This is a genomic window from Paenibacillus sp. 1182, from assembly GCF_017833915.1.
GTDB classification, from domain to species: domain Bacteria; phylum Bacillota; class Bacilli; order Paenibacillales; family Paenibacillaceae; genus Paenibacillus; species Paenibacillus polymyxa_D.
Window position 1 is genome coordinate 153,672 of record NZ_JAFICR010000011.1, and the last position, 12,759, is coordinate 166,430.

Genomic DNA, 12,759 nt, shown 5'->3' on the forward strand with positions numbered 1-12,759 from the left:
AAAAACGTCGCTTTATTTTGACAATTCATTTCATGAATAGATATAATTTATGGGATAAAACTTGCAGAAAATCGGGAAATCCCACAGTTTTTGCACCGCATCACATATTACATGGCAGTACATCACATGAAAATATATTTATTTTAATGAATCGAGGCTGACGAATGAGTAATCAATCGATGGACATGCTTCTCACGAAGGATATCGTGCGTGAAGGGGAGTCTATTTTGCGTACGAAGGTTGATCCGGTATGCTTGCCACTATCTGAAGAGGATCTTCAACAGATGCAATGGATGCTGGATTATCTGAAAAATAGCCAAAATGAAGAGCTGGCTACCCGCTATGAACTGCGCCCGGGTGTGGGGTTATCTGCAAACCAGGTAGGTTTGAACAAAAGAATGTGCGCTATTTATTATGAAGATGGAGACAAAACGGTAGAGTATGCGTTGTTTAATCCGAAGTTAGTCAGCCACTCCACGTCCATGATTTATTTGGAGCAGGGTGAGGGGTGCTTGTCGGTAGATCGGTACGTAGCCGGATATGTACCGCGTTACGAAAAAATTCGTATTAAGGCCACTTTACCAGACGGAACACAGGAGCTATTGACGTTCAAAGGTTATGCAGCGATTGTTGTACAGCATGAAATGGACCATTTGGATGGTATTATGTTCTATGACCGTATCAACCCGGAAGATCCGCACAAGCTACCGCAGGGAGTGCATATCGAACCTTTTGTACGTAAATAGTTTAGGAATCGTAAAGTGTGGTGACTCTGTTCGCCACATTTTTTAAATTTTGCAAAAAACATAGATATAGAGGTTACGAAGCATTAAACTGGATACATACATATAGGTCGAGATGGAGGATGTGAAAACACGCAAAAAATGTAAGCGCTTATCTTGTGGGAGGGATGGCATGAATCGTGGAGTATGGCTTCTGATGAGTAATATGCGTATGCGGAATAAGCTGCTGTTCTCCTACGTACTAATTGTCATGATTCCGGTGCTGGTGGTTGGCGGCTGCGTAACTTTTTATTTGCGAGAGCAGGCATTGAATAGTGCAATTGCCCAGACGGTAAACAATGTGGAAAAGATCAAAAGCCAGACGGCAAATTTACTACGTGTGCCAACGGATATTTCAAATGGGTTGATGTTCGATAAAAGGCTGAGGGAAATGGCAAACCGACGGTATCCGGGTATGGTAGAGCTGATGAATGCGTATCATCAATACAAGGATTTTAATGAGTACACTCAGCAATATAGAGAGGTTGCTACCATTCGGTTCTATTCGTACAATCCGACGCTTGTCAATAATCTGGAGTTTATTCCAGTGGACTCTAACATTGAGCGGCAGCAGTGGTTCCAGACGGCTTTGAAGGGGACGGCGATTAACTGGTTTTACATTCAGGATAAGGAGGATAACCCGGTTAATCGCTTAAGCCTGGTACGGCAAATTCCATTTCCCGAATACAATACCAAGGGAGTTCTGATGATATCGCTGAGCCAGACCGAGTTGAATCATATGCTGAGCAAGGAGCCTTTTGAAACATTGATTGCGGATCGTAACGGGATTGTGGTCGCAGCTACTCGTCCGCAGTCGGTGGGGCAGACGTTGGGCGATTTACATTTGGGCTTTGATGTCCAGCGTGCGGGTAAGGGGATATATGAAGCGAAAATCAACGGAATGCCCTCCAACATCATCGTGGATGAGCTGCTGCCCGCCTCCAGTGTGAGCGGATTTACGATTATTTCAGTGTTTTCAACGGAGCATATTGTACAGGGAGCCAATCGAATCAGCCTGATTGGTGCTTTATGTGTTCTTGCAGTGCTGGTTATGGCACTGATTCTGATCACCATCATTTCCTGGCTGATTACCAAACGCCTACAGCGGTTGAGCTATGAGCTGGGTAAGGTAGCCGCGGGCGATTTTCATGTGGTATCGAGTGTGGAGGGAAGGGACGAGATCGGGGATTTATCCCGCCGTTTCAACTATATGGTGAGTAGTATTCGCCAACTCATGGCGCAGGTCTATGAGACGAGTGAGCACAATAACAGGCTGGAATTGGCACAAAAGGATATCAAGTTAAAAATGATGGCCAGCCAAATTAATCCACACTTTCTGTTTAATGCATTAGAATCTATTCGAATGAAAGCACATCTGAATGGGGAAGCGGAAATTGCAACGACGGTGCGTTTGCTTGGCAGGCTGATGCGCCGGAATCTGGAGATTGGCAGTGGTAAAACGACGGTACTACAGGAGCTGGATATGGTGCGATCCTATTTGCAAATTCAGCAATTCAGATTTGGAAATCGCTTGATCTATGAAGTGAATTTGGAAGAAGATGCGACGGACATGTCGATTCCTCCCTTAATCATACAACCGCTGGTGGAAAATGCGGTCATTCATGGACTGGAAAATAAGGAAGAGCCGGTTACCGTGAAGGTAAATATTGCAATAGAACAAAGAGAGTTGAAAATTAAAGTAGAAGATGATGGGATTGGCATGGAAGCTGGGCAACTGACCCGTCTGCTAGCTCGGATCAGGGGGACGGATGAGCCGGAAGGGAGTAGTATTGGCCTGCGTAATGTACATCAACGTCTGACATTGATGTATGGTGAACGTTATGGATTGCATATTGAAAGCGCATTACAAGTAGGAACAACCGTATACTTTTCCATACCAAGGGAGGAAGAGTCGAATGTATAAAGCCATGATTGTAGATGACGAGCCAGCGATTCGTGAAGGATTGTCCTCCATTATTGACTGGGGGGATTGTGGCTTCCGTATTGTCGATACGGCAGGGAATGGACGCGAGGCTCTGGATAAGTTCGGAGAGCATCGGCCGGAGCTAGTCATTGTAGATATTCGTATGCCCGGGATGAGTGGACTGGAGGTTATACGTAGTATACGTGAAAAGAACGGGGAGCCGTATCATTTTCTCATATTAAGCGGATATGCAGACTTTGATTATGCACGGCAAGCCATGGGCTTCGGAGTAGATGGCTATCTACTGAAGCCAGTTGATGAGGAAGAAATGACGACAGAGTTGAAGCGGGTACGGCAAAACATTGAGGATGAGAAAGAAGTCGGCAAATGGGGAAGTCCGCCTTCTCATGAGCGTAATTGGATCGAAGCTCTATTGTTTCCGGTTCATCGAGAGTATACTCGTAATGCTGTAGAAAGCAGCGATTCTCTGCACAGAGCATCCAAGCAGGCTGAACATCAAAGCGGTAACGGAAAACATGGACAACAGCCAGCGTTACCAGCATTAGACTGGAGTAGCTATCAGATTATTCTGATAGATTTACGTATACCTGACTGGGATCGGCAAGCCCGGCAGTCGGCAGCAAAGCAGCGGCTAACAGAATTGTGCCATGAGCAGGGTAGAGGTATCGTGTTTGAGGCGGGAATATATGTGGGCCTTTTGCTTCCCGCCACGTTAAAAACGGAGAAAGATGCTGTTCAGCTACTGGCTGTTTGGCGACAGGACCTAAAGCCGTGGGCAACGGAAATTTATGCGGCTGCCGGTGATCCTGTAGCCATTCTTAACGACATTCCCAGATCTTTTGAGCAGGCACTGCGATTATTGGAGCGTACGTTTTTGTTCCGGGCAGAAAGAGTCATGCTTCCTGGAGACCTACACGAATTGGAGACAGTCGAGACTGAAATGAGTGGAGCGTCTGATAGTGCCACAGATGATCCCATACGTTATGCAGAAAAGCTGTACTATGCGCTAGATATGGCTAATAGTGAAGCTGCAACCCGTGTCATTAAGGAAATGGAAGTCCAATTTCCGCGGATTTATCGCACAGAATCCGCAATCAAGGCGGCATTCGCCCAAACATTCACACTGGCGTTGAACAAGTATGCAGCCGGACAGGATCACAGTCGAACCGTGCTGGAGGAGCACTCCAGCTTTATAACCGATGTATATGCTTATTCCACATTGGGCGAGCTGGTGGATCACTCGCTGGAGCATGTGTTGCAATGGATTGGCCAGACTGATCCTGGTGGCAAGGACATCATCATGAAACAAATGATTGACTTTATACATGGTCATTACGATGAAAATTTGCGACTGGAGTTACTGGCAGATATGTTCAATTACAATAGTGGCTATTTGGGCAAGCTGTTCAAAAGTCATACTGGCGAGGCCTTTAATGTCTACCTGGATAAGGTGAGGATTGAGCGAGCGAGGGAGCTGCTTGCACAAGGAATTAAGGTACACCAGGTGGCGGAACGCGTAGGGTATGCGAATGCAGATTATTTTCATAGTAAATTTAAAAAGTATGGTGGAATGTCACCTTCCTCCTATCGTAATCGGGTTCAAAAGAACGGAGGAACAGATGGCTGTTGATAGAATCCCTAGGTTTAACGCTATGAAGTCTCTCTTACAGATGTCGGAGGTACGACCTCCGAACGAAGAGAGGCTTTTTTTGCATGATGAAAAAAAGATAGATCAATAGGAAATGTCACATTTATTATGGGATTTAGGCTGTTTTCATCAAATCGCCATCGTTATGACACAGCTTTGACACGATGTTCACATTTTCGATTCTATTTCATTTAAATTTATTCTATATAATGGGGATAATCTGAAGCCGGATCATGACACCATGGTGAAGGTAGTTGAGTGAGTCATTTTCTAAAAGGTGACCGCTGCATATGTAAGAATGTGAATACTGTCACAAATGTAGAAGACTTCAGATTACAGACACTATAAATCAATGTTAAGAGAAGTACAGGGGGAGGAGCAACATCATGGACGTATTGGATTTGGCACGGTTGCAGTTTGCAACCACAACGATTCTTCACTTTGTTTATGTGCCGATCTCCATTGGATTGTCGTTATTGGTGGCAATTATGGAGACTATGTATGTTATTAAGAAAAATGACTTGTACAAAAAAATGGCTCAATTCTGGGGAACGTTTCTGCTGATTAACTTTGCACTGGGCGTAGTCACCGGGATTTTGCAAGAATTTCAGTTCGGGATGAACTGGTCGGACTTTTCCCGTTTTGTGGGTGATGTATTTGGTACGCCGCTGGCGATTGAAGCGCTGCTTGCATTTTTCCTGGAATCGACATTTATCGGATTATGGGTATTCGGTTGGGAAAGATTGTCCAAAACGGTCCATTTAATTTGTATGTGGTTGGTATCTATCGGTACGATGTTATCGGCATTGTGGATTCTAGCTGCTAATTCCTTCATGCAGCGTCCAGTAGGCTATGAGATTCAAAATGGACGTGCAGAAATGAAAGATTTTGCTGCTCTGCTAACGAATGAACAACTGTTATGGGAATTCCCACATACATTGTTTGCTGCTTTTGCGACAGGAGCATTTCTGATCGCGGGTATCAGTGCATGGAAGCTGATGCACAAAAAGAATCTGGACTTTTTTAAACCTTCTTTTAAATTGAGTATTATTGTTGCATTAATTAGCGCCATTGCTATTCCGTTGTTTGGTCATGGACAGGCTCAATATTTAGTGAAAACACAACCGATGAAGATGGCTGCCAGTGAGGGCTTATGGGAGAACAGTGGTGACCCCGCTCCTTGGACCGTTATCGCATGGATTGATCCTGGAAACAAGGGAAATACCTTTGAGATTAAAGTTCCTTTTGCTTTGAGTTTTCTATCCTATAGTAAATTTACCGGCTCTGTGCCTGGTATGAATGAGCTGCAAGCCCAATATGAAAAAACGTATGGTCCGGGCGATTATATCCCGCCAGTACGTACCACGTTTTGGAGCTTCCGCATTATGATTGCGGCTGGATGTGGCATGATTGCACTCGCCTTATACGGGGCTTACCTGACGTTCCGTAAAAAGCTGGAAGGTTCACATCGCTGGTTCTTCCGTCTGATGATATGGGGGATATCCCTTCCATTCATTGGGAATACTTCAGGTTGGATCATGACTGAAATAGGTCGCCAACCGTGGACGGTATTTGGTTTGCTTCAAACGAAAGATTCTGTTTCGCCTACCGTTGTGGCAGGAGAAGTGCTATTCTCGTTCATCTCATTTACTACATTGTATTTAATTTTAACAGGTGTGCTGGCGTTTCTGTTTTACCGTACGGCTCGTAAAGGTCCAGATATTGAGCCACATCAGCAAACGGTAATTCATGATCCTTTTGCTCAAGGGGGTGACACCATTGTCGCTAAATGATTTATGGTTCTTATTGATCGCTGTGCTGTTTACCGGCTTCTTTTTTCTGGAGGGCTTTGATTTTGGCGTAGGAATGGCCACAGGATTGGTGCCGCGTAACGACCAACAAAAACGTTTGATGATCAATACGATTGGTCCATTCTGGGATGCCAACGAAGTGTGGCTGATTACAGCAGCAGGTGCAATGTTTGCCGCTTTTCCGCATTTTTATGCGACTATGTTCAGCGGATATTATCTCGTATTTGTGTTTATTTTGCTAGGTTTGATCTTGCGTGGAGTTTCTTTTGAGTTCCGCGGAAAGGCTGAAGGAAAATGGTGGACAGGAACGTGGGATGCCTGCATTCTGATTGGCAGCTTTCTACCGCCGATGCTGTTCGGTATGGCTTTTGCGGCTTTGGTGAAAGGTGTACCTATTCAGCAAAACATGGATTTGAAAGCTGGATTTTCCGATGTATTCAATGGATATACCGTATGGATTGGACTGACAGTGGTCGGAATGTGCCTAATGCACGGACTGACGTTTATTTCTCTGCGGACGATTGGAGAAGTACGGGATCGTGCTCGCGTGATGGCATCCAAATTTCTTCCGGTATTGGGCATTTTACTTGCGGGCATGGTGGTATGGACTTATTTTGCAACGGATTTATTTGCGCGTCGCGGTCCCTTTATGTATGCTGCGGTAGCAGTCGGAATTGTCGCCTATGTGCTGACGTGGTACTTCCTGAAGCAGCGCCGCGAAGGATGGGCCTTCGGGATGACAGGTGCAGTGATTTTGCTGACCTTCGTTTCGTTATTCGTCGGTTTGTTCCCAAGATTTATGGTGAGCTCGATTAACAGTGCTTTTGATTTGACGATTTATAATGCAAGCTCCAGTCATTACACACTGAAAGCCATGACGATTGTTGCAGCAACGCTTTTACCCTTTGTGCTGGCTTATCAGGCGTGGAGCTATTTTGTTTTCCATAAGCGTCTCAGTGAGAAGGATCATTTGGAATACTAATGGATAAGGCATGGTTTGAATTAAAGGGCATTCGGCCAGTGATGCTGCTACTGGCTGCCCTTTCCCTGCTCCAGGGGGCCGCAGTGATTGCACAAGCAGTCTTCTTGGCAAAGGCTGTTACGATTTTGTTTGAACAAAATCCGCTGGTGATGGCTTGGCCGTCGCTGGCGTTGTTTTTCGCTGCTTTTGCAACGAGGCATACGGCGATCTGGCTGCAACGCCGGACAGCAGGCCGTTTTGCTGAAGCTTCAGGCGCTTCCTTACGGGAGCGTCTGCTTGCACGTTTGTTCGAACGGGGACCGGGTTTTGCAGCGCAGGAAGGTAGCGGCAAGTTGGTGACGCTAGCGCTGGACGGCATGGATCGTTTTCGCACGTATTTGGAGCTGTCCATTCCTCGTATGATTGACATGATGGCTGTCACTATACTTGTACTTGTGTATGTTTTCACATTGGATGTCATTTCAGGTGTGATTTTGACGACTACGATGCCGATTCTGGTAGGCTTCTTTATTTTACTCGGCTTGGCGGCGCGGAAGCAGGCAGACAAGCAGTGGCGTTCCTATCGTCTGTTATCTCATCATTTCACGGATTCGCTGCGTGGACTTCAGACACTAAGGTTTTTGGGTCGTAGCCAAGAACATGGGGAAACGGTTGGGAAGGTCAGCGACCAATACCGCACGGCAACGATGCGCACGCTGCGGGTAGCGTTTCTTTCCTCATTTGCCCTTGATTTTTTTAGTATGCTATCGGTCGCATTTGTTGCGGTAGGCTTGGGTTTGCGCCTGATTAGTGGCTCGGTGGGTTTGGAGGCAGCGCTTGCGGTGCTTATTCTGGCCCCAGAATATTTTATGCCCATACGCCAGTTGGGATCAGACTATCATGCTTCACTGGATGGTAAGGAGGCTTGGGGAGCAATCCGCTCCATTCTCAGTACAGAAGATGACGCGACCGAGCCGAATAAACAGGCAGCTAACGATAAAGGATTGGACATCACGGGACAGGACATTCTCGAGCTGTTCGATGTGTGCCTCCTTAATGAAGACGGTTCGGCTCGGCTTGAACATGTGTCTGCCAATGTTGAACCGCACATGAACATGATCGGCATCGTTGGAGCTAGTGGAGCAGGTAAAACGACGCTGCTTAGTCTGCTTGGCGGTTTTGCTGATCCCACTTCGGGCGAACTGCTCCTGAATGGATGCAGATTGGCTGGGGATGCAAAAGCTGAATGGCAACGGCATATTGCGTATATTCCACAGCATCCATACCTGTTTAGCGCTTCTCTGGCAGATAATATCCGTTTTTATGAACCGGAGGCATCCAACCAGCAGGTGGAGTGGGCGGTTGACGCGGTTGGACTGCGTGAACTGGTAGACGGTCTTCCGGGTGGAATGAATGAGCCCATTGGTGAAGCGGGTAGGACGTTGAGCGGAGGACAGGCGCAGCGGATTGCATTGGCGCGGGCGTTGCTCAGTAACCGTCCGGTCATTTTATTGGATGAGCCTACGGCGCATCTGGATATTGAGACAGAGTGGGAGCTAAAACAGACGATTTTATCGGTTTTGAAACACAAAAGAGTGTTTCTTGCCACCCACCGGCTACATTGGATGCCAGATATGGACTGTGTCTGGATGATGAATCAAGGTCGTCTGGAAGAAGTAGGTTCCCATAAACAATTGATTGCCCGTAAGGGGGCATATTACCGATTGCTGACGGGGATGTCGGAAGGAGGGAACGGACGATATGAGAGTAACGGATAATAGCAGACAAGGCTGGTTTGTGACGTATCTGAGACAATATTTTTGGGCCTTTCTGCTAGCTGCTCTTTTAGGCGCGCTGGCCATTGGATGTGCGGGCGCGTTGCTTTTTACGTCCGGTCATCTGATTACCCGTTCGGCCTTAAAACCGGAAAATATATTAATGGTGTACGTTCCAATTGTGCTTGTGCGAACATTTGGTTTTAGTAAAGCGGTTATTCAGTACCTGGAACGCTTGGTAGGACATGATGCCGCACTGCGTCTGGTGTCCCGTATGCGGGTACGCTTATATCGGGCAGTAGAACCGCAGGCGCTGATGATCCGCAGCAAATTCCGTACAGGGGATTTATTGGGGTTGCTGGCAGAGGATATTGAGCAGCTTCAAAACATCTATCTGAAGCTAGTTCTGCCTGCGCTATCGGCTTTGCTGATTTATGCAGCAGGCATCTCGGCGCTCGGACGGATGGACGGAACCTTTGCCTTGCTTATGGCGCTATATGGAGGATTTTTGCTTTTTATTGCCCCAGCTATCTCACTATGGACCTCACTCGCCAAACGGCGAATGTTCAAGCAGGAACGGAGTAAAGCCTATCAGGACCTGACGGATGCTCTGTTCGGCATGAGTGATCTGGTGCTGAGCGGACGGACTGGGCATTTCCTGAGTACCTTTACACAACGGCACAATAGGGCTGCCGTGATGGAAAATTCACTTCGCCGGGGCGAGTGGCGTTCTCATTGGATCGCACAATGCGTTGTAGGTGGCGGGGTTGTGATTATGACTGTGTGGGCGGGAGGACTGGTAGCACAGAATCGTATAGAAGCCACATGGCTGGCATCCTTTGCCCTTGTGGCTTTTCCGTTGCTGGATGCTTTCGTTCGCGCTGGAGAAGCAGTGGTGCATGCGCCGGAGTATCAGGATTCCCTTCGACGGTTGAAGGATTCGGAGAAAGATACACATACACCTGTGTCATCATCGCTTCCGGTTACTGTGGATGCAGGACACCCAGCAGCAGGCGGCACAGCTGACACTATAGATGAGCAGGCTACCGCTCTGGGATTGGGCCACGGAGGAGACCTGCTGCTGAACAACGTAAGCTACCGCTATGCGGCAACGCAGGAATGGAGCGTGCGTGATATCTCTTTGCACGTACCGCAGGGGGGCAAGGTTGCATTGCTTGGTCGCAGTGGTGCGGGCAAGTCCACGCTACTGAACCTGATTCAGGGAGCATTGCAGCCTGATGAAGGGAGCGTCACTATCGCAGGGATTCCCGTATATACAGGTGGAGCATACTCCAGTTTATTTGCGGTGCTAAACCAGCAGCCATATTTATTCGATACAACGGTAGCGAACAATATTCGGCTGGGACGACCCGATGCTACGCTGGATGAGGTGCGTGCAGTGACGAAGCAGGTAGGGCTTGGAACTCTAATTGATTCTTTGCCGGAGAGCTACGATACCCGAATGCATGAGACGGGCCTTCGTTTTTCCGGTGGAGAAAAACAGCGAATTGCACTGGCGCGGATTTTGCTGCAAAATCACCCGATTGTTTTGCTGGATGAGCCGACAGTGGGGCTTGACCCGCTGACAGAGCATGAGCTCATGCAGACGATGTTTCGTGTGCTGAAGGGCAAAACATTGATCTGGATCACGCATCATCTCACAGGAATGGAGCATATGGACGAGGTGATCTTTATGGAGCAGGGCACCATTTCCATGCGCGGCAGTCATGAGCAGCTGTGGCAGGAGCAGTCTCGTTACCGTAATCTGTATGAGCTGGATCATCCGAGCCTGTGAAATGAGGTATTTAAAATTTTGATTAACTTTTATATACTGGTTAGAGTTGATGCGTCACATGCAGACATTCAACTGGAGAGGCTGATATGAATGAAAACACTAATCTCTAAGCATTGGCATTTGATGCTGATTGGTTTTGTAGCCCTGAGCATGGGCGGGTTTGTCTTGTTTTATTTTCAGGGGAGCGTGTCGTCGTTTCCGGCCATTCAACCTAAACAAGCTCAGGAAGAGCCAGACAAAACTAAATATGAGATTGTTACAGTGGGTGTAAAAGGGGACGGTTTCTATCCTAAAAATATTGAAGTGAAAGCCGGCGTTCCAACCAAAATCAATTTCAAGAAAATGACATCCTTCACTTGCATTGATGAAGTGCAGTCGTTGAAGATCGGAATGGACGTTTACCTGGATCACGAAAATAATTATTTTACCGTCCAGGACTTGAAACCAGGCGTATATGAGTACAATTGCGGTATGTACATGTACTACGGGACGATCACAGTAAAATAAATCAAAAAAGCTTTCTGGCACATTGATGCCAGAAAGCTTTTTTTCCTTCAATCAATCATTAGGTTAATTGCGACAGTGTGTATATACCATCCACCACCTGTGGTGCAGTATGCATTATCCTTTTTGCATTATGCTTTATCCTTTACCCTTTACCTCTGATCAGCTTACATTGCAGATCTTTTGTTTTTTACAAGACTTCTTTCAGGGAATTTACATTAGAACGGAACAGGCGGAATGTGCTGGACAAGCGAAGCGGTCGCCTTAAAGCTTTCTGCAGGAAAGTTCGCATCGCAAGCATAAACTGTCCCCGGCTTTCTACCTTTGTGTGCTTATTCAAGAAATCCGGGGACAACAGCGATGGGAAGCACCATCCGCATGCGTAGTGGCACGAATGTAATTTTTTTCATCCCATATATCTAATTTTGAACTGATTTTTCTCCTAATTCGTCGGGTATCCGCTTCCAAGCCAGCAAAGTATGATAATAGTATCTAGAGATGAGGAGGAGCTTGTTATGGGATCTTCAACTGAAACCGCTTCCAACAATAGTGCTTTGATTCCTGAATCCAATAGGGGAAGACCACGCAAGGCTCGCGGCCCGAAGCCTGACCGTGGTAAAAAAGGCTTGTGGGACAGTGTGAAGCAGCAAAAGTATCTTTATTTTATGTCCATTCCTTTCGTCATATGGGTGTTTGTTTTCAGCTATCTTCCGCTTTGGGGCTGGACGATGGCGTTTCAAAATTATAAGCCAGCCAAATCTTTTACGGACCAGAAATGGGTAGGGCTGGATAACTTTATTGAGCTATTTCAGGATGAACGATTTTATCTGGTATTACGCAATACGCTAGCGATGAGCCTGATGGGGATTGTATTTGGTTTTGTCGTACCGATCTTCTTTGCAATTCTGTTAAATGAGCTGCGTGGTATGCTGTTCAAACGGTTTGTGCAGACAATATCCTACCTCCCGCATTTTGTATCCTGGGTAGTTGTGGCCGGCTTGGTCACCAAGATGCTGTCCATTGACGGAGGCATTGTCAACGATGTATTGGTAGCGCTTCATATTGTGGATGAACCGATTCAGTTCATGGCAAAGGGGAGCTGGTTCTGGTATATTGTAACCGCTTCCGACATATGGAAGGAGACAGGTTGGAATACGATTATTTATTTAGCTGCAATCACCGGAATTGATCAAGAACAGTATGAAGCATCGCGCGTGGATGGAGCGAGTCGTTGGAGACAGATGTGGCATATTACACTGCCGGGTATCCGCTCGACGATTGCCATTCTGTTCATTATGGCGATTGGACATCTGGTGAGCAACGGTTTTGAAAAGCAGTTCTTGCTTGGCAATAGTCTTGTGACGGATTATTCCGAGGTGCTGGATCTGTACGCGCTCAATTACGGGATTAATTTGGGTCGCTTCTCTTACGGGACGGCAATTGGTATTTTCAACTCGCTGGTTAGCATTCTGCTGTTGTTTACGGCGAACGGTATATTCAAAAAACTGACCAAAGAAAGCATCATGTAGGGAGGGAGA

The 12,759-nt window shown here is 46.7% G+C and carries 9 protein-coding genes; all 9 read left to right on the forward strand.

The genetic code is table 11. From position 1 onward, the window contains the following. Positions 1-164 precede the first annotated feature (164 nt). Positions 165-746, forward strand: a complete 582-nt coding sequence (def, locus tag JOD82_RS21205; RefSeq protein WP_023990342.1) for a peptide deformylase — start codon at positions 165-167, stop codon at positions 744-746. 169 nt (positions 747-915) lie between these two features. Then, positions 916-2,706, forward strand: a complete 1,791-nt coding sequence (locus JOD82_RS21210; protein ID WP_209949894.1) for a cache domain-containing sensor histidine kinase — start codon at positions 916-918, stop codon at positions 2,704-2,706. Then, positions 2,699-4,357: a response regulator transcription factor gene (locus JOD82_RS21215; RefSeq protein WP_209949895.1), complete on the forward strand. Its 1,659-nt coding sequence runs from the start codon at positions 2,699-2,701 to the stop codon at positions 4,355-4,357. Before JOD82_RS21210 ends, JOD82_RS21215 begins: the two co-directional genes overlap by 8 nt. 404 nt (positions 4,358-4,761) lie before the next feature. Further along, entirely contained in the window at positions 4,762-6,168 is a 1,407-nt protein-coding gene (locus JOD82_RS21220) for a cytochrome ubiquinol oxidase subunit I (protein ID WP_209949896.1), read from the forward strand. Then, positions 6,155-7,168 carry a cytochrome d ubiquinol oxidase subunit II gene (cydB, locus tag JOD82_RS21225; RefSeq protein ID WP_080710733.1) on the forward strand — a complete coding sequence of 338 codons (1,014 nt, stop codon included), beginning with the start codon at positions 6,155-6,157 and terminating at the stop codon, positions 7,166-7,168. Before JOD82_RS21220 ends, cydB begins: the two co-directional genes overlap by 14 nt. Next, positions 7,168-8,925 (forward strand): thiol reductant ABC exporter subunit CydD, encoded by a 1,758-nt coding sequence (gene cydD, locus JOD82_RS21230; protein WP_209949897.1) that lies wholly within the window; start codon positions 7,168-7,170, stop codon positions 8,923-8,925. Before cydB ends, cydD begins: the two co-directional genes overlap by 1 nt. After that, positions 8,909-10,717, forward strand: a complete 1,809-nt coding sequence (gene cydC, locus JOD82_RS21235; protein ID WP_209949898.1) for a thiol reductant ABC exporter subunit CydC — start codon at positions 8,909-8,911, stop codon at positions 10,715-10,717. Before cydD ends, cydC begins: the two co-directional genes overlap by 17 nt. Positions 10,718-10,807: 90 nt before the next feature. After that, on the forward strand, positions 10,808-11,224 hold the full coding sequence (locus tag JOD82_RS21240; protein ID WP_209949899.1) for a cupredoxin domain-containing protein: 417 nt from the start codon (positions 10,808-10,810) through the stop codon (positions 11,222-11,224). Between the two features lie 512 nt (positions 11,225-11,736). Next, on the forward strand, positions 11,737-12,750 hold the full coding sequence (locus JOD82_RS21245; protein ID WP_029519240.1) for an ABC transporter permease: 1,014 nt from the start codon (positions 11,737-11,739) through the stop codon (positions 12,748-12,750). The last annotated feature ends 9 nt before the right edge of the window (positions 12,751-12,759 follow it).